Raw genomic sequence first — 25,530 nt, 5'->3', positions numbered from 1 at the left:
GTCAGACCTCTATCTCCGGATGATCAGGCTCATGGCTTCTGCTCGGGATGCCGTTTCACGCAGCTGCCCGCGCACCGCCGAGGTGATGGTCGAGGCGCCCGGTTTCCGGACTCCGCGCATGGTCATGCACAGATGTTCGGCCTCGACGACGACGATTGCACCCTGCGGCTCGAGGTGTTCGACGAGGGCGTCGGCGATCTGAGTCGTCAGCCGTTCCTGGACCTGGGGGCGACGAGCATAGATCTCGACGAGGCGGGCCAGCTTGGACAGTCCTGTGACTTTGCCGTTCTTGCTCGGAATGTAGCCGATATGGGCGACCCCGTGGAATGGCGCGAGATGATGCTCGCACATCGAATACAAGTCGATGTCGCGAACGAGGACCATCTCCTCGTGGCTGATGTCGAAGGTGACGCCCAGAACATCTGCCGCATCGCGGTGGAGGCCGGCAAAGACCTCTTCGTAGGCACGAGCGACCCTGGCAGGGGTCTCCAGCAGCCCTTCCCGATCAGGGTCCTCGCCGACAGCGATGAGGATCTCACGCACGGCGGCGGCGATCCGAGGCTGATCGACCTTGTTGCCGGTCCCGGCTGGGGCCTCCCCGAGCACCTCCGTCACCTCTTCGAGCTCAGACATCAGTAGCTGCTCTCCCCACTGCCGTCGGAATTGTGTGGGCCAGTTGGGCCAGTCGGGCCGGTTGGGCCCATCGGGTCGTTGGGATTGATCGGTCCCGTGGGGTTATGGGGAACATGAGGTCCATTCACGCCCGTGGGTCCCGCGCCCGGAACGTCGGTGGTGTCGACCTCCGAATCGCCGTTGCCCTTGCCGTTGCGGTCCCCACTCAACGGAGCGGGCGGATCGATCGGGCCGCGTTCGGAGACCGGGCGTTCGTCGTTGGCCAGCCACACATCACGTGTGGGGCGCTTGACGATGGGGGTGAAGATCTCTGCCAGTGCCGCCTGATCGAGGGTTTCCCGTTCGAGCAGCTGGTAGGCGAGATCGTCGAGGACGTCGCGGTTGTGCGTCAGCGCCCAGTAGGCGTCGGCGTGCGCGGCGTCGATGATGTCGCGGACCTCGCGGTCGATCGAGGACAGGGTCGCATCGCCGTACTCGTCTCCCCCGCCATAACCGCGACCAGCGAAGGGCTCGCCCTGATCCTCGCCGATCTTGACCATGCCCAGCTTGTCGCTCATGCCGTACTGGGTGACCATCTTCCGAGCGATGTTCGTCGCCTTTTCGATATCGTTGCTGGCACCCGTAGTCGGATCGTGGAACACGACCTCCTCAGCCACACGGCCGCCCATCGCGTAGGCGAGCTGGTCCAGCAGTTCGTTGCGGGTGGTGGAGTACTTGTCCTCGTTGGGCAGGACCATGGTGTAACCCAGAGCCCGTCCGCGGGGCAGGATGGTGACCTTCGTGACCGGGTCGGTCTGGTTCATCGCGGCAGCCACCAGGGCATGTCCGCCCTCATGGTATGCGGTGATGAGACGTTCCTTGTCGTTCATCAGCCGAGTCCGCTTCTGCGGTCCGGCGATGACGCGATCGATCGCCTCGTCGAGGATCCGGTTGTCGAGGACCTTCGACCCCTCGCGGGCGGTCAGCAGGGCCGCCTCGTTGAGGACGTTGGCCAGATCGGCGCCGGAGAACCCCGGGGTGCGCTTGGCGATCTGGGCCAGATCGACGTCATCTGCCAGGGGCTTGCCCTCGGCATGGACCTCGAGGATGTGCTGGCGGCCCTTCATGTCCGGGGAATCGACAGGGATCTGACGGTCGAAGCGACCGGGGCGCAGAAGCGCTGGGTCGAGGACATCGGGACGGTTGGTTGCGGCGATGAGGATGACGTTGGTCTTCACGTCGAAGCCGTCCATCTCAACGAGCAGCTGATTGAGCGTCTGCTCGCGCTCGTCATGGCCGCCGCCCATGCCGGCTCCGCGTTGGCGACCGACGGCGTCGATCTCATCAATGAAGATGATGCAGGGAGCGTTCGTCTTGGCCTGCTCGAACAGGTCGCGCACGCGGGAGGCACCCACGCCGACGTACATCTCGACGAAGTCAGAACCCGAGATCGAATAGAAGGGGACGCCGGCTTCACCGGCCACGGCCTTCGCCAGCAGTGTCTTGCCGGTACCTGGCTGTCCGTAGAGGAGGACTCCCTTGGGGATCTTGGCGCCGACTGCCGTGAACTTCTCCGGTTCGGCCAGGAACTCCTTGATCTCTTCGAGCTCTTCAAGAGCCTCATCAACACCGGCGACGTCCTTGAACGTGACGTCCGGATTCTCCTTGTTGACCAGTTTCGCCTTGGATTTGCCGAAGTTCATCATCTTGCCGCCCGACATCTGCGAGATGAGGAACCAGAAGACGACGAAGATGATGACGAACGGAATCAGGGTGCCCAGCAGTGACATCAGCCAGCTCTGCTTGGGCACCTCATCGGTGTATCCCTTGCTGGGCTCGGCGGAGTCCACAGCCTTGACGATCTGGTCTCCGCGCTGCTCCACGTAGAAGAACTGGACCTTCTTGCCGAAGTCCTTGCCCTCGATCTTGAGATCCTTCTTCAGGGTCAGATCGACGCGCTGGTCGTTGTCGACGATCTTGGCCTGTTCGACCTGCTTGTCGTCGAGCAGCTTGAGACCTTGTTCGGTGTCGATCTGGCTGAACCCGACTCGGCTGAAGAGCAGAGCACCGATAGACACTATGAGAAGTGCCAGAACGATCCAGACCAAAGGGCCTTTCGTCGCCTTGTTGAGCAGTGGGCGACGCTTATTCGACTCGGCCATAAGTCCTCTCAGGAAAAAGATGTGGGCAACCTGTTCAGGCTACCGAGGCTGCCTGGGAACATCCCCCACAGCCTAATACCTCGCACTGACTTAGCTCGAATGCACCCGGTTTTGTTCCCGGGCGAAACAGGCACTCAGCCAATACGCGGATTGCTCATGCGCAACGCTCAGCTGTAGACGTGCTGAGCCAAGGTGGCGACGAACGGAACGTTGCGGTACTTCTCCGCATAGTCGAGCCCGTAGCCGATGACAAATTCGTTGGGAACGTCGAAACCGATGTACTTGACGTCGATGTCGACCTTGACAGCCTCGGGCTTGCGCAGCATTGTGCAGATCTCAACAGTCGCCGCTCCACGCGAACGCAGGTTCTGGACCAGCCAGGACAAGGTCAGGCCCGAGTCGATGATGTCCTCGACGATGAGCACGTGCCGGTCTGAGAGGTCCGTGTCGAGGTCCTTGAGGATGCGCACCACGCCGGAGGACTTGGTGCCTGAACCGTAGGAGGAGACGGCCATCCAGTCCATGGTGACAGGCGAATGGATCGCGCGAGCCAGATCCGCCATGACCATGACAGCACCCTTGAGGACGCCGACGAGCAAGATGTCCTTGCCCTTGTAGTCTTCATCGATGGCGGTTGCCAGTTCAACGAGTCGCGCGGCTATCTGTTCTTCCGAGACAAGTACCTTTTCGATGTCATTGCCGAGATCGTTGATGTCCACTGGGGTCGTTTCTCCTCGCTTGGGGTGGGATGTGTCTCCATTATGATTCACTTCTGCCCCGGCATGCCACCACGGAGGCCCGCCGTGCCGCCACAGGTGCCTGACGCGCCACCACGAGGCCCTGCTGTCTCCAGCTCGTCGTCGACCGTGCCCGGGGTGGCGGCGAGGTACCCGGTCACACCCATGAGCGCTGCGACGCAGATCATGAACCACAGCGGCACCGACCAGCCGCCGCTCAGCCCGAGGAGTCCACCGACGGCCAAGGGACCGATCGCAGCCAGCACATAGCCACTGGACTGCACGAACGCTGAGGTTCGGGCGGTGATCGACACGTCCTTCGTGCGGCCTGTGATGAGGGCGAGCGCAGCGGGGAAGGCGAAGCCACCGTAGCCCAGGAGGATGGCCCACAGCACTGGCACGGTCGTGGGAATCAGGAGCAGTCCGAGGTAGCCGCACACGGCGCTGACGGAGAAGGTGACGAGGAAGAAGCGCGGCAGGATGTTGCGCATGATGATCTGCGGGGCGAGGAATCCACCGGGGATCCCACCGAGGGTGACGACCGTGAGCATGAGACCGGCGAGAACCGGATCGATCCCCGCATCACGGTAGATCTGCGGCAGCCACCCGAACTGGACGTAGGCGTTGACCGACTGCAGACCGAAGAACATCGCCATGTACCGGGCCTTGGACGAGGTGAAGATATGCCGCCGAGGCGGGTCCGCCTCGTGCGTGTCCTGCGCAGGCTGATCCAGGTTGGGGACGGATCGGGCGAGCTTGAGGATGATCCAGCTGACCAGTGCGCAGGCCGGCACGAGTGCCCAGACACCGAGTCCCACGCGCCAGTTGTCGAAGTGGCCGGTGATGGGTGCGGTGAGGAAGGCAGGGAACATCGCCCCCAGTCCCAGCGACACAGTGAAGGCGGTGGCACCGAGGCTGGCTCGGTCGGGGAAGCGCGTTTTCACGTACACCGGCAGAATGACGTTTCCGATGGACATTCCGGCCAGAGCGACCACGGACAGCCCGGCGAAGCCGACCCAGTTGTCGACGAGCACCCGAGCGCCCACACCTACCGCGATCAGCACGCAGGTCATCACCAGCGAGCTGAACAGCCCGATCTTCTTGAGCACGGGAACGGCGATGAACCCGCAGATCGCGAAGATCAGCCCGGGAAGTGCTGTGAGCAGGCCCGTCTGCCATTCGACCAGAGTGTAGGCGCCCTGAACTTCGGAGAGGACGGGACCCAGCGACGATGCTGCCGGGCGCAGCGAGCAGGCGATGAGGATGAGGCACACGAGTGCCAGCACGTCGAGTCCCCGACCCGTACGATGGCCGTATTCGGGCTGAGAGGTCATTGCCTCATCCTTTCAGACGATGTGCACGCTGGGCCCACGGGTCCATGCCCGAGCCACATCGCGGTATACCATTTGGAGGACAGGTGCCCTCCCACGTTGAAGGATGATGATGACCAGTCTGAGAAATGTTCGCCTCTTTCCCCGCACTGCCGATGCCGCCACCGTTGATGTCGAGATCGAAAACGGACGCTTCGCCGCTTTCACAGCGGCTGCCTCGGCGCAGACGGTCGGCGGCACCGATGTCGGCATCGACGGCGCCGACGTCATCGATGGGGCGGGACGAGCCCTGCTGCCCAGCCTCGGTGACGTTCATGCCCATCTCGATTCGAACCGGATGGGTCAGACCTTCCGCCCCCACACGGCAGACGGAACGCTGCACGGCTTCATCATGAACGATCGGGAGAACTGGAGGCAGGGCGAGCGCAGCGTCCGTGACCAGGCTGCCTTCGTGATCGCAAAGATCGTCTCCTCCGGGGGGACGCGCATCCGCTCGCACACCCAGATCGACGCCGACTGCGGTCTCGAGCGCTTCCTCGGCGTCCGGGACGCGCTGGCCGATCACGCCGCGATCCTCGACTCTCAGATCGTCGCCTTCCCGCAGGCCGGCATCGTGGCCGAAAAGGGTGTCAGAGATCTTCTCGACGCGGCCTTGAGCGAGGGTGCCGATCTGGTCGGTGGGCTCGACCCACTCCAATACGACCGCGATCCGGTCGCGCATCTCGATGTCGTCTTCGGTCTTGCGGAGAAACACGGCAAGGGCGTCGATATCCATCTGCATGAGCGCGGCAGCGCAGGCGTGTTCACGTTCGAGGAGATCGCTCACCGGACGAAGGCTCTCGGCCTGGAGGGGCAGGTGACGATCTCCCATGCCTTCGCTCTGAGCTCGAACCCTGCATCAGAGGTCGACCGGATCGTCGAGCTCGTCGCTGAGGCGGGCATCTCGCTGACGACTGTGGCACCGCAGAACGGTGTCCTGCCGCAGCGAGGCCTGCGTGAGAATCGGGTGGCGCTGGGCCTCGGCGAGGACGGACAGCGCGACTACTGGAGTCCCTACGGTGACGGTGACCTGCTGCGGCGGACCTGGCAGCTGGCATTCACGAATGGGCACCGTCGTGATGAGGACATCGAGACCTGCCTGGACATCGCCTCCCGCGGTGGGGCGCAGGTGATGGCCGGTGCCCGACCGGATGGAACAGCGCTGGTCGATGATGCCCGCTTCGGTCTGGGCATCGGTGCGCCCGCGGACTTCCTGCTGGTCGAGGCCGATACAGTCACCTCGGCGATCATGGACTGCCCGGCCGATCGTGACGTCTTCAAGAACGGAGAGCTGGTGGCCACCGGTGGCCACCTGGTCGACGGCGAGGCCTGAGCCCAACGACCGGGCGCTGAGGTCAGACAGTCTTCGCGTCGCGTCGGAAGACCAGGAACTGCTCGGTGACGATGACCTCTGTGTCACCTGGCAGTGACAGACGAGCGTGTGCCTGACCCGATGCGCCAGGTTCCCGGAGCAGGGCGCACAGTTCGCTCACACGGGCGGCGCCGAAGCTCTGCGCGGGCACGTCGAGGGAGATCAGCCAGTCGCGGACGACGCGGGAGAGGATCGCATCTTCCAGCCCCGCCACTTCACTCAAGCTCACCCTCGTGCGCCCGCGGATCGTGGCGGCAGAGGTCTCAGCGAGTTCGTCGAGGCAGTCAGCATCGGCACGGCACAGTTCGGCGGTGCGAGCCAGGTTCGCGGTGATGGGTTGGCCCAGGTCGGTCTCCAGGGAGGCCAGTAGGCTGCGAGCCCGCACCCGGGCGAAGGAATCGTCGACGTTCATCGGGTCGTTCCAGACCTCAATTCCCTGAGCCCGGCACGAGGCGACGGTGCTCGCCCGTTCGATGCCGAGCAGGGGGCGCACCACGGTGTCGGTGCGCAGAGCCATTCCTGCCAGGGACCTCGTGCCCGAACCGCGCATCAGCCCCAGCAGCACTGTCTCCGCCTGGTCGCTTCGAGTGTGCGCGGTCAGCACCCAATTCGCCGCATGTACTGCCCGGGCGGCTTCGAGTACGCCGTAGCGAGCATCACGGGCGGCGGCTTCGAGCCCCTCAGCACCAGCATCGACGGTGACGGTGGCGACTTCGGCGGGAACACCCCAGGATTCGGCGATCGCTACGACCCGGCGGGCCACCTCGGCGGTCGAGGGCTGCAGCCCATGGTCGACGGTCACGGCATGCGCACGCAGTTCGCCTCGTCGGTGGAGGAAGGCGCAGGCGTGCAGCAGCGCCATTGAGTCCGCTCCCCCGGAGACCGCGACGATGACATTCGGCTGCTGCTCGGAAGGCTGCCCCACCAAGGCCAACGCTTCACGGACACAGTTGCGGATCGCCCCGCTGTCTGGATCGAGGCTCGGACGCCGAGGTGGTGGCCCCTCAGCCGTGGACACGGTCCAACCACAGGCTCGGGGTGTGGATCTCCTCGCTCTTCGGCAGGTTCTCCGGGCTGGCGTAGATGGCGGAGAAGCCGGTCTGTCCGACTTCCTTGCGGATGGCGCGGACGAAGGTGGCGCCGTCGCGGTACTGGGCAAGTTTGAGGTTCATGCCCAGCAGATTCGACAGGAATCCGCCCTGACCGGCGTCTCGGCGGGCTTCGAACTTGCGTCGCAGCTTCGCCACGCTCGGGATCACTTCGATGCCGACCTCGTCCATGACCACATCTGCGTGTCCTTCGAGCAGGCTGAGGATAGCAGTAGCCTCGTCGAGTGCGCTGCGCATCTCCTCGTCCCTGATCAGGTCGACCATGCTCGCCTCACCCTTGACGATCTGGCCCACAGTGGAGAAGACGTCGGCGAGGCCGCGGATCCCAGGCGCCTTGAGCGGGGTCGCGACCACTTGGGACAGGAGAGAGCGCATGTGCTCACGCAGCCAGGGTGCGGTGGCGAACTGAACCTGATGCGTCGCCTCGTGCAGGGCCACCCACATACGGAAGTCGCGGGCAGAGACGTTCATGGCCTCCTCGGCGAGGAGGACCGCGGGGGCGACGAACATCAGGCGGCCCGTGGCCACCGCGAAGGGGTCGAATTGGCCCAGGACTCGCGTGGACAGCAGCGAGAGCACACCTGCCAGTTCCACGGCGGCCGCCTTCGCCGCCCCCGGGCCGACAGGTGCGGGCAGAGCGTCCGCGTCGACCATGCCGTTGAGGGACTGGGCGTTGGCTTTGATCCAGCCGATCTGATCAAGCACGAGCACGGAGCCGGCGCCCAGGCGCGTGCGCACATCATCGGCATGGGCAGGGTCGAGGAGGAACGAGTCGACGACGAGCTCCTGCGCCGTCAGCGCATTGTCCTTGAGTCCGGCGACCAGTTCGTCGAGTTCATCGGTGTTGGGCACGCGCGCTGCGGGGACGAGTTCCCGGGCTGTGCGGGCGGCGAATTTCTCATCGACGATCATCGGCAGCCGCAATTCGCGAGTGCTGCCACGATATCGTCCACGGTCTTCCTGGCTTCCAATATTTTGTCCTTGTCCACGTCGTCGATCTGCAGGGTGAAGACGAGATAGCGTCCATCAGCGTCGAGCACCCCTCCTGCCAGTGAGGTCACGGTCGACAGGGTCCCCGTCTTCGCGTGCACCGTCCCGGCTGCGTTCTTATCCTTGGTGAAACGTTGTGTCAGTGTGCCGGTCAATCCGCCGACGGGCAGATAGCTGATGAGGCTGGCCAGCGAATCGTCGGCGACGACCGATGCCTGCAGGATGGTCGTCAGGTCGTGCGGGCTGATCTGGTTGTCATAGGACAGGCCCGAGGTGTCCTCGAGGTGGGTGCTGCCCAGGTCGACGGAATCGGACAGGGCCGCCAGCACGGCTTCGGGGGCGGCCTCCAGGCTGCCCGGCTCGCCCTGGGCGATGGCGACCTCATTGCCGAGAACCTCGGCAACGACGTTGTCACTGTGCACGAGCGCGTATTCGACGATCTCGGAGATCGTCGCCGACTCCACCTCCGCCAGCTCGCTGGTTTCAGAGTCTCCATCGGGTCTCGCGGCGCCCCCGGTCTCTGCGGCAGTCTTCGGGGTGTCGGTGACCGTGATCCCGGCCGCTTTGAGTTTCTTGGAGAAGACGGCGAAGGCGTCCTTGGCCGGGTGCTCGCTGCGTCCGCGCCACTCCTTGTCTTTGCTGCCGACGTAGCCGGTGTCGATCATCAGCGGCTGGATCGGTGTGATGACGCCCTTGGCGATGTCACCACGTTCCCATCCGGGGCTGAAGTCCTCGCCCGTGTACCGGGATGTGTCCAGGTCCAGGGCCACCTCGGCGACGTTCTGGCTCTGCAGTGACTCAGCGGTGCGCTGCGCCAGTGTTGTCAGTCCAGCGTGGCCATTCACGGCGCCCGGCAGGGACTCCCCCGCACCCAGCAGCGAGTCGCCGCCGCCGGTCAGGGTCACCGTCGAGGTGGACGGGTCGAATTCCGTGGTCGTGCTCAGACGCTTCTGCCCACCGATCGTCAGCAGCGCCGCCGACGCAGTGAGCACCTTCGTCACCGAGGCCGGCGTGCGGGGTCTGTTCTCTTTCTTGGCGTAGAGGATGTCATCGCTGAGCCCGTCGCGGAGCTCGATACCGAAGCCCTTGACCTTGGCGTCGGAGAGGACCTTGTCCACCTTGTCGGGGACCGTGGTGGGCACGGGTGCGGAATCATCCAGCGCCGAGGCTGGCGCGGGCAGGTCTTTCCCCTGTGCGTCGGGCGCGGGGATCGCCTGGACCTCGATCGCGGGGTCAGTGGTCAGTATTCCCGGCAGCTCGGGGAAGACGTCGTAGGCGTCGACTGCCGCCACCGCGGCCAGCACGACGGCGAGGCTGCCTGCAGTGATACCGGCGACAGCCTTCTTCGACCGCTTCCGCCTTCTCCGCTCAGAGATCTGGTTCAAGCGCGGGCTCTCATTCTCATTGCAGTCGTCCTCGCCGTAGCCGTTGTGGTTGTCGTTCGTGGGGACTTGTAAGCTCTATTCTAGTGATGCAACCCTAGCTTGAAGGAGCACTATGGAACTCTTGGCCACAATCGAGATCCCGCGCGGATCGCGCAACAAGTATGAGGTCGATCATGAGACCGGTCGAGTCAAGCTCGACCGCTACCTCTACACCTCGATGCAGTACCCCGCAGATTACGGCTTCTTCGAGGACACCTTGGGCAACGACGGTGACCCGCTCGACGTTCTCGTGCTGCTACCCGAGCCTCTGTTCCCGGGCGTCCTCATCGATGTGCGCCCCATCGGCATGTTCAAGATGGAAGACGAAGCAGGCGGGGACGACAAGGTCCTCGGTGTCACGGCCGGCGATCCTCGGTGGGAGAGCTACCAGGACATCGGCGACGTCGACCAGTTCACCCTCGACTCGATCGAGCACTTCTTCACTCGCTACAAGGACCTTGAGCCGGGCAAGTTCGTCAAGGGCTCCAGCTGGGTCGGCCGCACTGAGGCCGAGGCCGAGGTCAACGCCTCGATCGCCCGCTTCAAAGAGTCTCACTGAGTTCAGCCTCGCCGAGGTGGGGTGAAGCTTCACCCCACCCGTGATGAGTGACCGCCCGAACCTCGCCGTCCGGGCGGTCGCTGCATTCTTCAGATGAGTGGCTGCTCTACCTGGAACGACCCACTACTTAGGTGATCCTAATAAGAAGTGTGAGCCAGGTTATGCCAGTGTCGAGACATGAAACTCGATCATGTGTCCTTCGCCAGCGAACCAGACGGGTACAAAGCCACTGCCGAGAGAATCTCGGAGAAGCTCGGCGTGGTTCCCTACGACGGTGGTGTGCATCCTCGATTCGGTACCAGGAATCTGATCTTCCCTCTCGCAAACGGTCATTACCTCGAAGTCGTCGAAGCCTTGGAGCACCCGGCCGCGCTGTCAACGCCCTTCGGCCAGGCAGTCCGAGCTCGATCCGAGCTCGGCGGCGGCTGGATGGGCTGGTGCGTTTCGGTCGATGACCTCGCCGGTGTGGAGACCCGCCTCGAGCGCAAAGCCGTCGACGGAAACCGCACCCCAGAATCAGGCCTGGAACTCAGGTGGCTGCAGATCGGAATCAAGGGGCTCATCGCCGACCCCCAGCTTCCGTTCTTCATCAAGTGGGCAGCCGACTCGTCTCAGCATCCCTCGTCGTATAAGACCAACGGCGACGTCGCCCTCGACACCCTGCAGATCGCCGGGGATCGTGAACGACTCCGCGACTGGTTGGGCACTCAGGATCCCAAGCCGATCCCGGAGATCCACATCGACTGGTCGGCGCCGCACGGCACCCCAGGCATCATGTCGATCAGCTTCGACACCGCGAAGAACGGCCTCGTCACCATCTGAGATGCCGTAGTCCGTTCTGATCGGCATTCGCCGGTCGACTGACGCCGCACAACGTTGAGGGCAGCACACCGTTTCGGTGTGCTGCCCTCAACAATTCTGACGAAGACTGACCGACGGTTGGTATGTGCTGCTCGAAGTTTTGAACTTCTTCGAGCAGAACATACCAACCGTCGGACGTCTGCCAGGCCAGCGGTCGCGCGGGTCGACTTCAGGCCTCCGCGGACTCCTCTGGGAGGTCCTCAGCGCCTTCAGCCGACTTCTTCTTGCGCATGTGCGCGGCAGTTGCCATCGCACCACCCGCGGCAAGCAGACCAGCTCCTCCGCCAAGCAGCGGCAAAGTGCTGTCGTTGCCGGTGCGCGGCAGGTCACCGCCACCACCGGAGCCGGAGCCACCTGACCCCGAACCGCCTGACCCCGAGCCGGACCCGCTCGAACCCGATCCGCCGTTCGAACCGGCATCACTCGCGCCTGCCGCTCCGGCCGCGGCGGCGTCTTTTGCACCGTCCTGCGATCCGCTCTTCGACCCCTCGGACGAGGCGTCAGATCCATCGGCCGATCCCTCAGACCCATCGACTGAGTCCGACGAGCCGTCCTCGTTCCCGTCAGCGTCTGCGTCCGCGTCCTTCGGATCCTCTGTCGGCGGGTCGGTGGGCTCTTCGCCGCTGCCCTTGATCACCTGGACCACCGTCGGGCGGGGAATCGCGGCCATGCCCTTGTCGACATCCGTGGCGTCGACATAGTCGGGGAACCGCGAGTGCTGATCCGAGTATTCGCCGTCCTCACCGGGGTGCTGGACGGCCACGAACGCCGAGTTGTAGGAGTCGTGGACGAGCGGTCCGCAGACCTCGCCTTCACGCGGGACGGAGAGGAACTGCTCGACGCGTCCCCGCTGCTCACCCTCGATGGTGACCCTGAACAGGCCGTCGCAGTATCCGATGCCGTCGGGTGCACCATCGGTTGAGATCCACAGGTTGCCGGCGGTGTCGAAGGCGACATTGTCGGGGCAGGAGATCGGTGAGATCTGGTCGTCGGGGAAGCCTGCGAAGTAGGTTGCGTCGCCCTGCTTCGGGTCACCGCACACCAACAGCAGAGTCCAGTCGAACTCGGTGCCGGTGTGGTCGCCGCTGCGCTCGGTCAGTTCCACGATGTGTCCGTCGCGGTTCTCGGTGCGCGGGTTCGCCTCGTCGGGCGCGGCATTGCCGTCCACGCCTCGGTCCGAGTTGTTCGTGCACGCGACGTAGATCTTTCCGTTGACGGGGTTGGGCTCGACGTCCTCACAGCGGTCCATCTTCGTCGGGCCGACCTTGTCCGCTGCCAATCGGGTGTTGACCAGCACCTCTTCGATGGCCATTCCCGAGACCTGCGACTTGCCGTCCTTGATCAGGGGCAGCCACTGCCCGCTGCCATCGAACTCACCGTCGGTCGGCACCTCACCGCTGCCGTCGATCTCACCCTTCGGGGAGTTGCCCGTGAACTTCGCGACGAACAGGTCGCCCTTGGTCAGCAGGGTCATGTTGTGCGACAGGTCGCCTGCGATGTATTTGTCCGTGGAGACGAACTTGTAGAGGTAGTCGAACCTCTCATCATCGCCCATGTAGGCGACGGCCTGACCGGAATCGGCGATCGTGATGTTCGCACCCTCGTGCTTGAGGCGTCCCAGGTTCGTGTGCTTGAGCGGAGTCGATTCGGGATCTCGCGGGTCGACCTCGACGATCCAGCCGAATCGGTTGGCCTCGTTAGAGTAGCCGGAGTTGTTCGTGTCGAAGCGGTTCAGATCGGCTTCCCAGCCGTTCGCGGAGGCGTCGTTGCTCAGACCGTAGCGCTTGTCGGCCGCCGAGGTGCCCTGCGCCTTGAAATAGGAGTTGAAGTTCTCCTCCCCGGAGACCAGTGTTCCCCAGGGAGTCAGACCGCCCGAGCAGTTGCCCAGGGTGCCCTGGACCTTGTCGCCGCCCGGGTAGTCCTTGGTCCGGAGCAGGTCGGATCCGGCTGCCGGTCCGGTGAACTCGTATTCGGTGTCGATGAGGAAACGGCGGTTGTTCGCGCCGTTGACATCAACCTTCCACGGGGTCTTCTCATTGGTCCGGACCAGTTCCGCCACGGTCAGCCCGTGAGCGTCGCGGCTGATGGCGCGCTGGGTGGCTTTGTCTAAGGTGTCCGGGTACATGAGCGCGTCGTTCGTGTACTCCTGGTTCGAGAACAGGAGGGCACGGTTGCCGTCTCCACTGTCATCGACCTGGATCTGGAGGTAGTCGTTGTTGTACCCGAATTGGCGACGCTGCGATTCGACGCTCTGGTTCTCGGGATCGAACTTCGGCGCGTCCGGGAACAGCGGGTCACCCCAGCGCACGACGGGATGCCAGGAGTAGCCCTCGGGGACGATGAACGCGTCGACCTCGTGCTGGACCGGGTCGATTGCGGTGAAGTCGAGGCTGCCTCTGGTGCCGGCCGCTGCCGCTGCTGCACGCGTGGTCGGACTCGGTGCGGTCGTGACTGCGATGGCCAATGCTCCCGCCGCCGACGCCCCCAGCACTGCTCGGCGGGACAGCTGTGCCCCGACGATGTCACGGAAGTAGCTGTTGGACGACGTGTTGCAGATGGCCTTCGTGCACGCGTTGTCGCATTTGAGCGCGCAGGTGACGGGGCTGCGCTTGCCACGGACGTGGCCGGCCATGGGCAGAAGTTCACGTAGGGGTGCCATCGGTTCGGTTGTCTCCTCGGATCGGGTCTGTCGGCCCTACCTCGCGAAGCGGAGTCGGGCTCACCAGATCGAGACTGTCAGGATCAGTTGGACCCAGAACCACCGGTGCATGAACTGCGCGTGAACCAGTTCAGCCTACGTCGACGAGGGCGAGGATTCCCGGTGCCAGGAAGCCCACGGCATCGATGATGAAGTGCGCCCACACCAACGGCATCAGTCTGCCCCTGCGCATGAAGTACCATCCGAAGATGATGCCCATGGCGACGTTTCCGATGAACGGCCCAATGCCCTGGTACAGGTGGTAGCTGGCACGAAAGACCGCCAGGCTGATGATGATCGGCCACATCCCGTAGCCCAGACGCTGGAGCCGTTCGGCCCCGAAGCCGAAGATGATGATCTCTTCGACGATGCCGTTCTTCGCTGCCGCCAGGATGAGCACGGGAATGGCCCACCAATGATCGCCGAGGTTGGCAGGCTGGATCTCGGCCGTGATCCCCAGGGCCCTGCCGCCCGCGTAGACGGCCAGAGTGCCGATGCCGATGATGGTGAAGATCAGCGTTCCACGACCGAAGTCTTTCCCGCTCTGACCGTTCACGCCCAGCCGTGTGCTCAGGGGCGGGGCATCGGTGTCGCGAGTGAGCAGGTAGAGGGCCAGGAGCACGGGCACGAGCGTGAAACCGATATCGAGGATCTGGTAGACGAGGTCGAACCCGGGCCGCGGCGACATCGAGGTGTTGAGCTTCGCCTGGGCTTCGCTGATCGGACCGCGGGAGGTGATGTCGGCCAAGCGCACAATCGCATATACAGCGGATTGGCCCAGCGAGAGTGCGGCAACGAGACCGAGCTCGAACCACAGGCGTTTCTTCTCCTGTGGTTCGAGCTCGCTTCTCATGGATCCCACTGTAGTGGGCGAGACATCAGTGCTTCGGTTCCTCACCTGTGTCAGGGCGCTCAACCGCAGTGCCCGAAGCCGGCGGGCTCGGCTCGTCGCGTTCGGCTGTGGCCACTGACCCCGCCTCGGCGGTGGTGCCCGACTGCTTGCCGGAGCGGGCGCGGTCCGGCGCATCCGGACGTTGCTCGGCTCTCGCCTCGGCGACGTCGAGGACCTGGCCACGCGCCATGTTCTTCACGTACTTCTTCTCGGCCCGACGTTCCTTCGCCCCTTCGAGCAGGAGGTAGAGGACAGGCACGAGGATGAGCGTGAGCAGGGTCGAGCTGACGAGACCGCCGATGACGACGATCGCCAGCGGCTTCGAGATGAACACTCCCCCGCCGGTCAGGCCCAGCGCCATCGGCACGAGCGCGAAGATCGTCGCTGCCGCGGTCATGAGGATCGGACGATAACGCAGCCTGGCGCCATGGACGATCGCCGCGCGCAGATCGACGCCTCGAGTTCTGAAACGGTTGATCAGGTCGATGAGCACGATCGCGTTGGTGACAACGATGCCGATGAGCATGAGCAGACCGATCATCGACGTCAGGCCCAGCGGAGTGTCGGTCAGCAGCGACAGCCCGATGGATCCGGTGGCTGCGAACGGGATCGAGACCAGCAGGATCAATGGCTGCAGCAGCGACTTGAACGTGGCGACCATGATGACGAACACGATGAGGATCGCGGCCAGCATGGCCAAGCCCAGCTGGGAGAACGCGTCGTTCTGCTCCTGCGTGGCACCACCGGTGTCGACGCTCACCGAGTCGGGAACGTCGACCTCGTCCAGTGCTGACTGCACATCCGCGGACACGGTTCCCAAGTCGTCACCGGCGGGGGTCACCGACACCGTGGTCGAACGCTGAGAATCGGTGTGCCGGATCGTCGGTGCGGTCTTGACCTCTTTCACCTCGGCGACGTCACTGAGATCGATGAACCGGGGCTCAGACGTCGGCGCTGGAGCGCCAGCCATGGCCCCGGGGTCACCGGCCGCGCCGGCGTCACCTCCGGCTCCTCCTGCAGCACCAGCTCCGCCGTCTGCACCACCAGCAGCGGCACCGGCTGGAGCGATCTCCTTCGGCTTGCCGGGGATCTTGAGGTCGCGCAGTTCGTCGACCGTGTCGGCGTTGCGGTCGAAGAGGAGCACCGAATGCGACACGTTGTCGATGACGACCTCACCGATGTTCTGACCGTGCATAGCCCGCTGGACGTATTGGCCGATGGTTGCTTCCGTCAGGTTCTCCTCCGCGGCCTTCTTGTGATCGACCTTGACCTCGATGACGGGCTGGACCGCTTCGATGTCACTGGTCACCGACTGGGTGCCGGAGACGCCCTCGAGCTTGTCCGTGACGGCCTTCGTAGCGTCGTCGAGTTCTTTGGTGTCGGATCCCGACAGCGTCACGTCGATGGTCTGGGCACCGGGCATCGAACTCTGGCTCTGCACCTCGACCTGGCCGACGTCCTTGAGCCCGTCGAAGTCCTTCTGCAGCTCGTCGGAGATCGACTGCGCCGAGATCCCCGACTTCGAGGTGACGATGTAGGTGCCTGTGATCGACGAATCGTTCGTGAATCCGAATGTGGTTCCGCCCACGGAGAGCTGATAGGACTCGACGTCGCTGTTGTCCTTGAGGATCTTTTCGACCGGTTCTGCCTGCTTCGAGGCTTCATCGAGGTCGGTGCCCGGGTCGAAGGTCTGCGAGATCTGCAGGCTGTCCTGGCCGGTGTCGCCGAAGAGTTCGGTCTTCAGCTGCGGAATCATCGCTCCGGTGCCGCCGAGGACGAGGACGGCGACCAGGATCATCACGACCGGGTGCTTGGTGGAGAACGAGATGAGCGGCATATAGGTCTTCTGCAGCCGTGTCACCGGCGAATGCATGCCGGCAAGCTCATCGACCTCACCGGTCTCCTCCGCACTGGAGTCATAGCGCGGCGGTGTCGAGGTGGTGGCATCGCTTCTGGTGCCCACAGACCCAGCACCTGCAGTCCTGGACTCGGTGCCGGGCTCGTCATGGCGTCCCGCGGTGAGGATATTCTGCTTCTTGGACGCCTTCTTCGCGGCCTTGCTCTCGCTCCTCCATTCGGAGAGCATCCCCTTGCGGCTGCGCCGGATCTCCTTCTTCTCCGCGCGGGTGAGCTTGACCTTGGCCTCACGTTGCCGCAGGAACCAGTAGGCGAGGACGGGCACAATGGTCAGTGCCACGAACAGGCTCGAGAGCAGGGCGATGGTCGCGGTCAGGGCGAAGGGGCGGAACATCTCGCCGGTCTGGCCGGAGACGAAGGCCAGCGGCAGGAACACGGCAACGGTCGTCAGGGTCGATGCGGTGATGGCGCCGGAGACTTCGGAGACGGCGGCAAGGATGTTCGCGAACTTCTCACCGCCCGAGGCGTGCCGTCGTCGGATGGCTTCGATGACGACGATCGAGTCGTCGACGACGCGTCCGACCGAGATCGTCAGCGCACCCAGGGTCAGCATGTTCAGGGTCTCCCCGCCCATCCACAGACCGACCATGGCGATGAGCAGAGACAGCGGGATCGAGATCGCTGTGATGATGGTGGCGCGGACCGAGAGCAGGAACACGAGGATGACGAGGACCGCGAAGAACAGTCCCAGTCCGCCTTCGACGAGCAGATCGTGGATCGACTGTTCGATGAATGGTGCCTGATCGAAGGCGGAGACGAACTCGGTGTTGTCCCCCATCGACTTCTCGAGTTCGGGCAGCTTCTCGGACACGGCAGCGGAGACGTCGACGGTGTTGGCGTCGGATTCCTTCATGATCGACACCGACAGCGAGGGCTGGCCGTTGGTGCGCGAAATCGATTCGACGGGCTGGTTCTCGATCTTGACGTCGGCGACGTCGGAGAGCTTGATCGGGTCGTCCTTGCCGCTGATGACGAGATCCTTGATGGCATCGACGGAGCGGATGCGGGTTCCGACCTCGACCGGTGCCGTGCCCTCATCGCTCTTCAGCTCGCCCGCCGAGGTGGGGATGCCGTTGGACTGGAGGATGCCGGCGATCTCGTCGAGGTTGGCTCCCTCGTCTTCGAGGTCGTCACGACGGATCGTGACCTCGACCTGTTTGGTCTTCGCACCGGCGATCATGACCTGTGAGACGCCGTCGACCTTCTTCAGCTCGGGTTCGGCGATGTCCTCGAGGTTGGCGGCGAGCTTGTCCTCATCGGCGTCCGAGGTCACGGACAGCGCGAGGACGGGAATGTCATCGGTTCCGGCCGTATTCACGGTGGGTTCGACACCCTCGGGCAGCGTGGCCTGGACCTGCGAAACCGCGCGTTGGAGGGACTTGACGACGTCGTCGGAGTCCTCGCCGTACTTGGTGCTCACGGTGATCGAGGAACTGCCCGCCGAGGACGTCGAAGTCATGTCCTCGACCTCTGGCAGCGCCGTCAGCGCACCTTCCAGGGGGTCGGTGACCTCTTGTTCGACGGCCTCCGGGGTTGCGCCCTCGTACGAGGAGGTGACCGTGGCTTGGGGGTTTTCGAGGGAGGGGAAGAGCTCCTGTTTGAGAGCTCCCGCCCCGATGATGCCGAAGATGATGGCGACGACGGAAATGAGCGCAATGAGCGCACGATTCCTCAGGCTCAAACGGGTCAGAAAACTCACGTGGTGACTCTCTTGTCGATGCATGTGCGCAGAGATCGTCTGCAAGGAAATGATGTTGTCTACATCAATACTAGTGATTCACACTATCCAAAACACGTGAGTGGACCCTGAGTGCATACTCCCGGGCCGAGCTCAGTTCAGATCGCCCTCGATCCGCTCATTCTGCCCAGCTTTGCGCACCACGCGGGGTTTGGTCTCACGGCCGGTGAACCAGAAGGCGGCGGCTACGACACCAAGGAGTCCGGTGAGCAGGAATGCCCACGAGTAGTCGAAGCGATCGACGATGGCGCCGGCGATGATGGGACCGACGATGGCGCCGCCGTCGAGGGCCATCTGGTATCTCGAGAGCACGCGGCCGCCCTTGCGATCACGCCCGATGACGTCGGCCACGGTCGCCTGCTGGGCGGGGTTGGCCAGTCCGGAGCCGATGCCGGCGACGACGGAGAAGACGAAGAACACCCAGATCGCGTCCGTGAAGGCCAGCGCCGCGGTGGTCACGCCGAGGACCAGCAGCCCCCCTTGGATGAAGGGCTTGCGCCCGTAGGTGTCCGCATACCTGCCGACGACGGTGACAGCTGAAGCGTTGCCGATCGCGAACATCGTCAGCGCCAGCCCGGCCACGGCTGTGTCGGCCTTGAGCGCCTGGATGGCGAAGAGCGGGTAGATGGCCACACGGATGCCCATCGCCGACCAGCCCTGGACGAACGCCGAGAACAGCGCGCTGCGGTAGGCCGAGTCCTGCCACGCCTGTCGGAAGGTCATGACCTCCTGCTCAGGGTCGCCTTTGGCCGCACCGAGGCGAGCGCGCCCCAGTTTCGTCGAGGACCCGGCCTCTGCAGTGGAGGCGAGGAAAATACGGACGACGATGGCCGCAATGAGGAGCCCGACGGCATAGATGATGAACGGGACACGCATGCCCCATCCGGCCATCGCTCCGCCGAGGACGGGGCCGGCGATATTGCCGACAAGAAAGGCCGTGGCATAGGTGCTCGAGGCCTTGGCACGGGCGTCGATCGGGGCCAGCCGGATGATCAGGGCCATCGCTGAGACGGTGAACATCGTCGACCCGATGCCGCCCAGACCGCGGAAGATCAGCAGCTGCCAGTAGCTCTGTGCGAAGGCGACGGCCGCGGTGGAGGCGGCGACGATGAGGAGGCCGGAGATGTAGATGCGGCGTTCTCCGAAGGCGTCGACGAGGCGACCGGAGGAGGGTGAGAAGACGAACCGGAAGAAGGCGAAGGAGGAGACGACGATCGTGGCGGCGGTGACTCCGAAGTTGAAGCTCGCGGCGAACTGCGGAAGCACAGGGGCGATGATGCCGTAGCCCAACGCCACGATGAAGGCCGCGGCGACGAGGACGTAGATCTCCTTCGGGAGTCTGCGTGAGGAAGCAGTCGGTTCTAACTGCGCGTCATCGTTGTCTGTCACAGGGTATCGAGGAACTGCTCGGGGTCCGGCAGCGGCCGAGTGCTGTTGGGCAGACGCAATCGGTAGCGTTCGGGGACCGCACCGATGTAGAGCCAGCCCATGAGCAGTTCGCTCTCTTTCAGTCGGTGGAGTCTGCGCACGGCAGGTTCGTTGGTGAGGTTTCCGCTGCGCCACATGACGCCCCAGCCGGCCTGCCACAGGGCAAGCTCGAGCAGGTGACCTGCCCCGGCGGCCGTGGCGTGCTGTTCCCATTCGGGGACCTTCGGGTTGTCCTGTGGGGAGGCGACGAGGGCCAAGAGGAGTTCTGCCCGCAGCGGCTTCTCGTTGATCTCACCGGTCTTGCGCTGGACGTTTCCTGCTTCGTCGAGGGCCTCGCCGAGGCGGTTCCGATCGTGTCCGCGGATGATGATGAACCGCCAGGGCTTGAGCCCTTTGTGGTCGGCGACCGAGGAGACTGCATGGATGAGTTCTCGCAGATCGGCGTCGTTGGGAGTCTCCGGACCGAGCTTCGAGATGGACCGACGAGTGGAGATCGCGTGCAGAACGGGGTCAGCGACGATGTCGATCGAACTCGGCACAGAATAGTCCGGGCCCACCGGACGGGACGCCGCCGACGCCGCTGTCTCTGATGAAGAGGATGCCGAAGCCTCAGCGTCGGTCGATGGCGCAGAGTCCGTCGCCGACGGCTCTGCGCCCAGCTTCCTCGCCCAGGGGCCGGTCTGGCCGTCGAGGAAGTGCGCGCGCACGCGATCCCTCGTCACATCACAGGCGCCGACGTCTTTCTGACGCCTCTTCTTGCCCGCCTTCTTCGACATTCAGCTCACCCATTCCGCAAACGCCTCCCGTGCATGGGACAGCTTCGGATCAATGATGACACGGCAGTACCCGTTGTTGCGGTTCTCGGTGTAGAAGTCCTGGTGGACAGCCTCGGCGGTGTGGAAGACACCCAAAGGCTCAAGGGTCGTGACGATCGGAGCCTCGAAGAGTCCCTGTGCCTCGGCGATGGCGGCTTCGAAGCGCGCCTTCTCCTCCTCGTCGGCGTAGAACATGGCCGACCGGTACTGGGTGCCGACGTCATAGCCCTGAGCGTTGAGGCTCGTGGGGTCGTGCCCGGTGAAGAAGAGGCCCAGGATCACGCTTTCGGGCACGATCTCGGGATCGAACGTGACCTGAAGCGCCTCGGCGTGGCCAGACGTGCCGGAACATACTTCGCGGTAGTGCGGGTTCGGCGTATGGCCTCCGGTGTATCCGGAGATCACCGAGGTGACTCCAGTGGTCCGCTGGTAGACGGCGTCGAGGCACCAGAAGCATCCGGCGCCCAGAGTCAGGGTACGAAGTTCACTCATATTCCGTACAACCATGATGTGTGCCAGTTATTCCCGCTTCCGCACCCGGTGCCTGCTGCTGGTGCTCGTGGTGGCAGTTGGTGCGGTCAGCGACGAAGGTCAGCTGATTGGGCTCAGGCCACTGGGCGAGAGTCAGTGGCCCGTCGTCGAATTCCTCATCCTCGACCTCGAAACTGCTCGAATAGCCGACCCCGTCACCGCCGAGACCGAGCGGATGCAGCGTCCCTGACTTCGCCGCAGTCGACAGTTCGGCGGACGTCCGGGGCGGTGAGTCGGCATCGGTGCCGAAGAGATTGAGACTGCTGAGACGACCATCGACGATGTCGAGCGTGAGCTCCAGTCGCGCCGACGCATCTGCGTCCTGGGTGCCGACGACGGGGTAAGTCTGCTGTGCCGGGACGATCAGTGCGGACGACGCCTCTGGGTAGACGTCGATGTTCGAGACATCCTCGTCGCGCAGCAGTTCGGCGAGCTGCCGCGCATCCAGGGTGATGGGTTCATCGCCCGGATGCTGTGTGCGCGAATAGGTCACCCACACGAAGAATCGTGCGGATTTGAACTGTGCTCGCGCCGTATCGGCGGCTTCGGCAGAGACCGGATGCGGCTGTGCGAGCAGCTGATTGACTGCTCCGCGGATATGCTCCGGCAGTTCGATCTCGACCGGAGCGTACTCCAGGTCCTCGATCTGGTCGTGCTCCTCGAACTTGTCGAGGAGGGCCGCACAAGCGGCGACGAACGTGCCGCTGGCCGCTGCGCCCAGTCCTCGCCCGAAACCGGTAGGAAATTTGGCGTCAATCGTATCGGCGAAGTTCTGGGTCGGGTGCCACAGTGCCCAGCTGAAGGCACCGGAGGCAAACGCGGTGGTGAGATTGCGAAAGGACTGAGCCTTCTCCGCCTGCTCCCTCGGGTCCACCGTCGAGTACCGGACGGCTTGTCCTTCGTCCTCCTCGCCAGGCCCCCACACTGCACCCAAGTCGAACTCACCGTCGAGCGGTCCCGCGAAGGCCTTCGTTCCAACGATCCAGGTCAGCCCCGCATTGGCAACCGCATTGCCCAAGCGTGCCGCACGATCGTGTTCAGGCGCGAAGTCACGGCTGCGCACCAGAGCGAGGGCACTGGTTCCGGCAACGGCGATGGTACGGACAAGACTGCGATGACGAGGCGAGATATCGGGAAGATGCATGCGTCAATCGAAACATGGCTGCTTGTGCCGATCATGGGAATCGCCCCGGAAGGCGAGTTCTCCGGTCTCAGAGGAGCATCGAACTGGGCAGAGTGAATCCGAGCTCGCTGGCCGCCTGCTGGGTCGAGGGTTGGTTCCAGAATTTTGCCACCGAGGTGTTCGTCGACAGGGATCGCATCTCTGCTTTGTCGAGGTACATGATGCCGTCGAGGTGATCGGTCTCGTGGGCGACGATGCGTGCCGACCATCCGGCGACCACCTCGGCGATGGGCGTGCCGTTGAGATCAACGCCGGTGAGCTCAATCGAGCGCGGCCGGGCGACGACCGCCTGGTAGCCGGGGATCGACAGGCAGCCTTCGAAGAAGGCGACGTTCTCCGAGGTGGCGGGGGTGTATTCGGCGTTGAGGACGACGCGCAGGGGCATCGGGGACCGCTGTCGCACCTCGGCGGTCTCCGGGTCGAGGCTGCCGGGATCCTCTGCGACGAACATCGACAGACCGATGCCCACCTGCGGCCCGGCCAACCCCACGCCAGGTGCGGCGAGCATGGTTGCCCGCATCACCTCGGCGAGTTGGGCCAGTTCCGCGTCGTCGACCTGCCCGTCGAAGGGACGGGTGGTCTGCCGCAGGATCGGATCGCCGGCTTCGACGATCGGGGCCACTCCCCCGCCTGCTTCAGCGGCGGCGAGGACGGCGCGGATCTGGGCGGCGACGTGGGCATCGGCATCGTTCATGGGCATGACGCTGTCAGCTCAATCAGACGTCGCGGGCGACGATGAGCTCGGCGTGCTTGAGCAGCGGTGCGTCGATCATCTTGCCCTCGTAGGCAAACGCACCCTTCTCGGACTTCGCGAGTTCGAGCACGGCCTTCGCCCAGGTCAGCTGCTCTTCGCTGGGGCGGAAGGCATCGCGGACGACGGGGACGTGGTTGGGGTGGATGGAGACCTTGCCGCTGAAACCGGACTGGACGGCGTCCTCGGCCTCCTCAGCCAGGCCCTCGAGGTTCGGGATGTCGGCCCAGATCGAGTCGAGGGCGAACTTGCCGTGGGCGCGGGCGGCCAAGAGGGTCGAGTTGCGCACGTGTTTGGCCACGTCGCGGTAGCTGCCATCAGCGGTGCGCGAGGATCCCCCGCCGAGGTCGGCGATGAGGTCTTCGGATCCCCACATCAGTGCGTAGGCGTTGGCAGCGGCGGCGATCTCGGCGACGTTGACGGCACCCAGTGCCGTCTCGATCAGGGCGATGACCTGGTAGTCGGCGAGGACCGTGAGGTCGGAGGCGTGCTCGGCCTTCGGCAGCATGACGGCCGTGTAGGCGGTCTTCGCCAGCATCGCCAGATCCTCGCCGAGGTGGTCCGAATCTCGAGCATTGATGCGCACCACCGTACGGGTGGGGTCCAAGGGGTAGTCGATGATCGACTCGCGGGCAACGGCTTTGTCACCGTCGTTGACGGCGTCCTCGAGATCGAGGATGACGATGTCGGAGCGTTCGGCGGCCTTTGTGTAGCGGTCGGGGCGGTCACCGGGGACGAAGAGCCAGGCCGGTTTGAATTCCAATGTCATCGTGGTGCTCACTTTCCTGTCTCGGGCGCTGTGTCTGCGTGGCTGGAGTCGAACATCATGGTCTGGCGCACGGCCTTGGCCACGAGCGTTCCGTCCTGGTTGTAGCCACGGTGTTCCAAAGTCACGATGCCCTGGCCGGGACGGGACTTCGACGCGCGTTTGTCGAGGATCGTCGTCTCCGCATACAGGGTGTCGCCGTGGAAGAGCGGGGCCGGGAAGCTGACTTCGGAGAAGCCGAGATTGCCGACGATGGTGCCCTGCGTCAGCTGCGTGACAGAGAGGCCGATGAGGGTGGAGAGCGTGAACATCGAGTTGACGAGGCGCTGGCCGAAGGGCTCGGTCGCGGCGAACGCCGCGTCGAGGTGAAGGGCCTGCGTATTCATGGTCACGGCGGTGAACCAGGTGTTGTCCGCCTCGGTGATGGTCCGGCCCGGTGCATGCTTGTAGATCGCGCCGACTTCCATCTCGTCCAGCCACAGACCTCGTTGTTCGATGACCTTCTGCTCACTCATGCGTCACTCCTCTGTGTCACGTGTGTCTCTGACCACTTGTCGTGATGCGAGCTTATCGTCTGCCGCCCGACGGCAGGCAGTCAGGGTCCCTGCGTGGGATCCTGACTGCCTGCGGCCGGCTTAGCTGCCGATTTCACCCGAGCAGCACGGTTGGCGATCTCAGTTGGCGATCTCGGCCTCGAAGACGTTGAAGGCGGAGTTCCAGCCGTCGTAGGCGCTGGCGTCGGAGCCGGAGTCGTTGGGAATGCCGGTCAGAGCGAACGTCATCCGGGTGGTGTTCGCATCGATCTCCTCGAACACGACGCTGACCTGCGGAGCGTCGTCGACATCGTCGGGACTTCCCCAGGTGAAGTCGAGCCGGTGAGGCGCGTCGATTACCAGGTATTTGCCCGCGGTGGGGAATTCCTGTCCTGTCTCCTCGATGCGCATGGTGTAGGTGTAGAGACCGCCGACGCGCAGGTCGACGCTGACGGACTCTCGTGGCGTGACCAATGTTTCCGGATGGAACCAGCGGGCAATGACATCGGGATTGGTCCAGGCTTCCCAGACACGGTCTCGTGGTGCGGCGAAGTCTCTCACGATGGTGAAGCCGGGCTCCTCCGTCGTCGGCTGCGCGGTGTCGGCGGCTGTGCTGTTGTGGTTCATGATGATTCTCCTCCTTGAGTCGATCATTTCTCCTCGGCCAATACCTGGTCGAGGTTGTCGAATCGCTGCTGCCAGTCCTCGTGTGCTGCCATCAGCCACTCGTTTGCGGCCGACAGCGGCCCAGTGTTGAGATGCACGATTCGTCGCTGTGCGCTCTTGACCCGGGTAATCAGCCCCGCGTCCTCGAGCACCTTGAGATGCTGTGAGACCGCCGATCGGCTGATCGGCAGCGGTTCGGCGAGGTCTCCGGCGCTGAGGTCACCGTCGCGCAGACGATCGACCATCGCCCGCCTGGTCGGATCGGCCAGAGCACCGAACAGAGCATTCAAGTTCATTTCAGCACTTCCTTAATTAAGGGATTACTACAATACGCCGCTGTGATGAGCTGTCAAGGGTTTTCGCTCAAACCCGACTAGGCTAGGAGACAGCCGTAAGGGCTCGCCGACTATCTTCAG

22 protein-coding genes are annotated in these 25,530 nt (G+C 64.1%); 3 read left to right on the top strand and 19 right to left on the bottom strand.

Translation table 11 applies throughout. The features are described from left to right. Nucleotides 1–9 precede the first annotated feature (9 nt). The 4 genes from folE to BANT918_RS06325 all read right to left on the bottom strand — a co-directional run bounded on the left by folE (nucleotide 10) and on the right by BANT918_RS06325 (nucleotide 4,845). On the bottom strand, nucleotides 10–633 hold the full coding sequence (folE, locus tag BANT918_RS06340; protein WP_101619441.1) for a GTP cyclohydrolase I FolE: 624 nt from the start codon (nucleotides 631–633) through the stop codon (nucleotides 10–12). Beyond that, on the bottom strand, nucleotides 633–2,774 hold the full coding sequence (gene ftsH, locus BANT918_RS06335; RefSeq protein WP_101619440.1) for an ATP-dependent zinc metalloprotease FtsH: 2,142 nt from the start codon (nucleotides 2,772–2,774) through the stop codon (nucleotides 633–635). The genes folE and ftsH overlap by 1 nt, the downstream gene beginning before the upstream one ends. A gap of 167 nt (nucleotides 2,775–2,941) precedes the next feature. Further along, complete coding sequence (hpt, locus tag BANT918_RS06330) at nucleotides 2,942–3,493, bottom strand: hypoxanthine phosphoribosyltransferase (protein ID WP_009883401.1); 552 nt, start codon at nucleotides 3,491–3,493, stop codon at nucleotides 2,942–2,944. A 47-nt stretch (nucleotides 3,494–3,540) separates the two neighbouring features. Beyond that, the gene (locus BANT918_RS06325) at nucleotides 3,541–4,845 is read right to left on the bottom strand and encodes a CynX/NimT family MFS transporter (protein WP_101619439.1); all 1,305 of its coding nucleotides are present in this window, start codon (nucleotides 4,843–4,845) and stop codon (nucleotides 3,541–3,543) included. 109 nt (nucleotides 4,846–4,954) lie between these two features. Between BANT918_RS06325 and BANT918_RS06320 the strand changes: the two genes are divergently transcribed. After that, nucleotides 4,955–6,214 carry an amidohydrolase family protein gene (locus BANT918_RS06320; RefSeq protein ID WP_101619438.1) on the top strand — a complete coding sequence of 420 codons (1,260 nt, stop codon included), beginning with the start codon at nucleotides 4,955–4,957 and terminating at the stop codon, nucleotides 6,212–6,214. Between the two features lie 22 nt (nucleotides 6,215–6,236). On the opposite strand, the gene tilS is transcribed toward BANT918_RS06320, so the two are convergent. The 3 genes from tilS to dacB are packed head-to-tail and all read right to left on the bottom strand — an operon-like array spanning nucleotide 6,237 to nucleotide 9,737. Next, nucleotides 6,237–7,271: a tRNA lysidine(34) synthetase TilS gene (gene tilS, locus BANT918_RS06315; RefSeq protein WP_101619437.1), complete on the bottom strand. Its 1,035-nt coding sequence runs from the start codon at nucleotides 7,269–7,271 to the stop codon at nucleotides 6,237–6,239. Further along, a complete protein-coding gene (locus BANT918_RS06310; protein WP_101619558.1) occupies nucleotides 7,258–8,274 on the bottom strand; it encodes a zinc-dependent metalloprotease in 1,017 nt (338 codons plus the stop codon). The genes tilS and BANT918_RS06310 overlap by 14 nt, the downstream gene beginning before the upstream one ends. After that, a complete protein-coding gene (dacB, locus tag BANT918_RS06305) occupies nucleotides 8,271–9,737 on the bottom strand; it encodes a D-alanyl-D-alanine carboxypeptidase/D-alanyl-D-alanine-endopeptidase (protein ID WP_101619436.1) in 1,467 nt (488 codons plus the stop codon). Before dacB ends, BANT918_RS06310 begins: the two co-directional genes overlap by 4 nt. 112 nt (nucleotides 9,738–9,849) lie before the next feature. On the opposite strand from dacB, the gene BANT918_RS06300 reads away from it, so the two are divergent. Further along, the gene (locus BANT918_RS06300; protein ID WP_101619435.1) at nucleotides 9,850–10,335 is read left to right on the top strand and encodes an inorganic diphosphatase; all 486 of its coding nucleotides are present in this window, start codon (nucleotides 9,850–9,852) and stop codon (nucleotides 10,333–10,335) included. Nucleotides 10,336–10,512: 177 nt separating this feature from the next. Continuing rightward, the gene (locus BANT918_RS06295; RefSeq protein ID WP_101619434.1) at nucleotides 10,513–11,157 is read left to right on the top strand and encodes a VOC family protein; all 645 of its coding nucleotides are present in this window, start codon (nucleotides 10,513–10,515) and stop codon (nucleotides 11,155–11,157) included. 208 nt (nucleotides 11,158–11,365) lie between these two features. On the opposite strand, the gene BANT918_RS06290 is transcribed toward BANT918_RS06295, so the two are convergent. The 12 genes from BANT918_RS06290 to BANT918_RS06235 all read right to left on the bottom strand — a co-directional run bounded on the left by BANT918_RS06290 (nucleotide 11,366) and on the right by BANT918_RS06235 (nucleotide 25,410). Further along, the gene (locus BANT918_RS06290) at nucleotides 11,366–13,855 is read right to left on the bottom strand and encodes a PhoX family protein (RefSeq protein ID WP_101619433.1); all 2,490 of its coding nucleotides are present in this window, start codon (nucleotides 13,853–13,855) and stop codon (nucleotides 11,366–11,368) included. 130 nt (nucleotides 13,856–13,985) lie between these two features. Continuing rightward, nucleotides 13,986–14,747 carry a CPBP family intramembrane glutamic endopeptidase gene (locus tag BANT918_RS06285; RefSeq protein ID WP_101619557.1) on the bottom strand — a complete coding sequence of 254 codons (762 nt, stop codon included), beginning with the start codon at nucleotides 14,745–14,747 and terminating at the stop codon, nucleotides 13,986–13,988. 25 nt (nucleotides 14,748–14,772) lie between these two features. Next, nucleotides 14,773–18,402, bottom strand: coding sequence for an efflux RND transporter permease subunit (locus BANT918_RS06280; protein WP_233430376.1), 3,630 nt, complete (start codon nucleotides 18,400–18,402; stop codon nucleotides 14,773–14,775). Between the two features lie 132 nt (nucleotides 18,403–18,534). Beyond that, a complete protein-coding gene (locus tag BANT918_RS06275) occupies nucleotides 18,535–19,830 on the bottom strand; it encodes an MFS transporter (protein ID WP_101619431.1) in 1,296 nt (431 codons plus the stop codon). Then, a complete protein-coding gene (locus BANT918_RS06270) occupies nucleotides 19,827–20,645 on the bottom strand; it encodes a nitroreductase family protein (RefSeq protein WP_208618040.1) in 819 nt (272 codons plus the stop codon). Before BANT918_RS06270 ends, BANT918_RS06275 begins: the two co-directional genes overlap by 4 nt. Further along, nucleotides 20,646–21,176, bottom strand: coding sequence for a peptide-methionine (S)-S-oxide reductase MsrA (gene msrA, locus BANT918_RS06265; RefSeq protein ID WP_009883388.1), 531 nt, complete (start codon nucleotides 21,174–21,176; stop codon nucleotides 20,646–20,648). Continuing rightward, on the bottom strand, nucleotides 21,169–22,359 hold the full coding sequence (locus BANT918_RS06260) for a hypothetical protein (RefSeq protein WP_101619430.1): 1,191 nt from the start codon (nucleotides 22,357–22,359) through the stop codon (nucleotides 21,169–21,171). Before BANT918_RS06260 ends, msrA begins: the two co-directional genes overlap by 8 nt. Before the next feature lie 67 nt (nucleotides 22,360–22,426). Further along, nucleotides 22,427–23,092, bottom strand: a complete 666-nt coding sequence (locus BANT918_RS06255) for a peptide deformylase (RefSeq protein WP_009883386.1) — start codon at nucleotides 23,090–23,092, stop codon at nucleotides 22,427–22,429. Between the two features lie 22 nt (nucleotides 23,093–23,114). Next, complete coding sequence (locus BANT918_RS06250; protein WP_101619555.1) at nucleotides 23,115–23,918, bottom strand: HpcH/HpaI aldolase/citrate lyase family protein; 804 nt, start codon at nucleotides 23,916–23,918, stop codon at nucleotides 23,115–23,117. Nucleotides 23,919–23,926: 8 nt separating this feature from the next. Then, nucleotides 23,927–24,430 (bottom strand): MaoC family dehydratase, encoded by a 504-nt coding sequence (locus BANT918_RS06245; RefSeq protein WP_101619429.1) that lies wholly within the window; start codon nucleotides 24,428–24,430, stop codon nucleotides 23,927–23,929. A 159-nt stretch (nucleotides 24,431–24,589) separates the two neighbouring features. Next, on the bottom strand, nucleotides 24,590–25,075 hold the full coding sequence (locus BANT918_RS06240) for an SRPBCC family protein (RefSeq protein ID WP_069601286.1): 486 nt from the start codon (nucleotides 25,073–25,075) through the stop codon (nucleotides 24,590–24,592). Between the two features lie 23 nt (nucleotides 25,076–25,098). Next, nucleotides 25,099–25,410 (bottom strand): ArsR/SmtB family transcription factor, encoded by a 312-nt coding sequence (locus tag BANT918_RS06235; protein ID WP_009883382.1) that lies wholly within the window; start codon nucleotides 25,408–25,410, stop codon nucleotides 25,099–25,101. Nucleotides 25,411–25,530: the final 120 nt, after the last annotated feature.

It is taken from the genome of Brevibacterium antiquum CNRZ 918 (assembly GCF_900169145.1).
Lineage (GTDB): Bacteria > Actinomycetota > Actinomycetes > Actinomycetales > Brevibacteriaceae > Brevibacterium > Brevibacterium koreense.
This window is presented reverse-complemented; position numbering and strand designations above follow the sequence as displayed.

Coding starts and splice junctions, on each gene's coding strand:
- folE (WP_101619441.1), bottom strand. CDS start 633: ATGTCTGAGCTCGAAGAGGTGACGGAGGTGCTCGGGGAGGCCCCAGCC.
- ftsH (WP_101619440.1), bottom strand. CDS start 2,774: ATGGCCGAGTCGAATAAGCGTCGCCCACTGCTCAACAAGGCGACGAAA.
- BANT918_RS06325 (WP_101619439.1), bottom strand. CDS start 4,845: ATGACCTCTCAGCCCGAATACGGCCATCGTACGGGTCGGGGACTCGAC.
- BANT918_RS06320 (WP_101619438.1), top strand. CDS start 4,955: ATGACCAGTCTGAGAAATGTTCGCCTCTTTCCCCGCACTGCCGATGCC.
- BANT918_RS06310 (WP_101619558.1), bottom strand. CDS start 8,274: ATGATCGTCGATGAGAAATTCGCCGCCCGCACAGCCCGGGAACTCGTC.
- BANT918_RS06300 (WP_101619435.1), top strand. CDS start 9,850: ATGGAACTCTTGGCCACAATCGAGATCCCGCGCGGATCGCGCAACAAG.
- BANT918_RS06295 (WP_101619434.1), top strand. CDS start 10,513: ATGAAACTCGATCATGTGTCCTTCGCCAGCGAACCAGACGGGTACAAA.
- BANT918_RS06290 (WP_101619433.1), bottom strand. CDS start 13,855: ATGGCACCCCTACGTGAACTTCTGCCCATGGCCGGCCACGTCCGTGGC.
- BANT918_RS06285 (WP_101619557.1), bottom strand. CDS start 14,747: ATGAGAAGCGAGCTCGAACCACAGGAGAAGAAACGCCTGTGGTTCGAG.
- BANT918_RS06270 (WP_208618040.1), bottom strand. CDS start 20,645: ATGTCGAAGAAGGCGGGCAAGAAGAGGCGTCAGAAAGACGTCGGCGCC.
- msrA (WP_009883388.1), bottom strand. CDS start 21,176: ATGAGTGAACTTCGTACCCTGACTCTGGGCGCCGGATGCTTCTGGTGC.
- BANT918_RS06260 (WP_101619430.1), bottom strand. CDS start 22,359: ATGCATCTTCCCGATATCTCGCCTCGTCATCGCAGTCTTGTCCGTACC.
- BANT918_RS06255 (WP_009883386.1), bottom strand. CDS start 23,092: ATGAACGATGCCGATGCCCACGTCGCCGCCCAGATCCGCGCCGTCCTC.
- BANT918_RS06250 (WP_101619555.1), bottom strand. CDS start 23,918: ATGACATTGGAATTCAAACCGGCCTGGCTCTTCGTCCCCGGTGACCGC.
- BANT918_RS06245 (WP_101619429.1), bottom strand. CDS start 24,430: ATGAGTGAGCAGAAGGTCATCGAACAACGAGGTCTGTGGCTGGACGAG.
- BANT918_RS06240 (WP_069601286.1), bottom strand. CDS start 25,075: ATGAACCACAACAGCACAGCCGCCGACACCGCGCAGCCGACGACGGAG.
- BANT918_RS06235 (WP_009883382.1), bottom strand. CDS start 25,410: ATGAACTTGAATGCTCTGTTCGGTGCTCTGGCCGATCCGACCAGGCGG.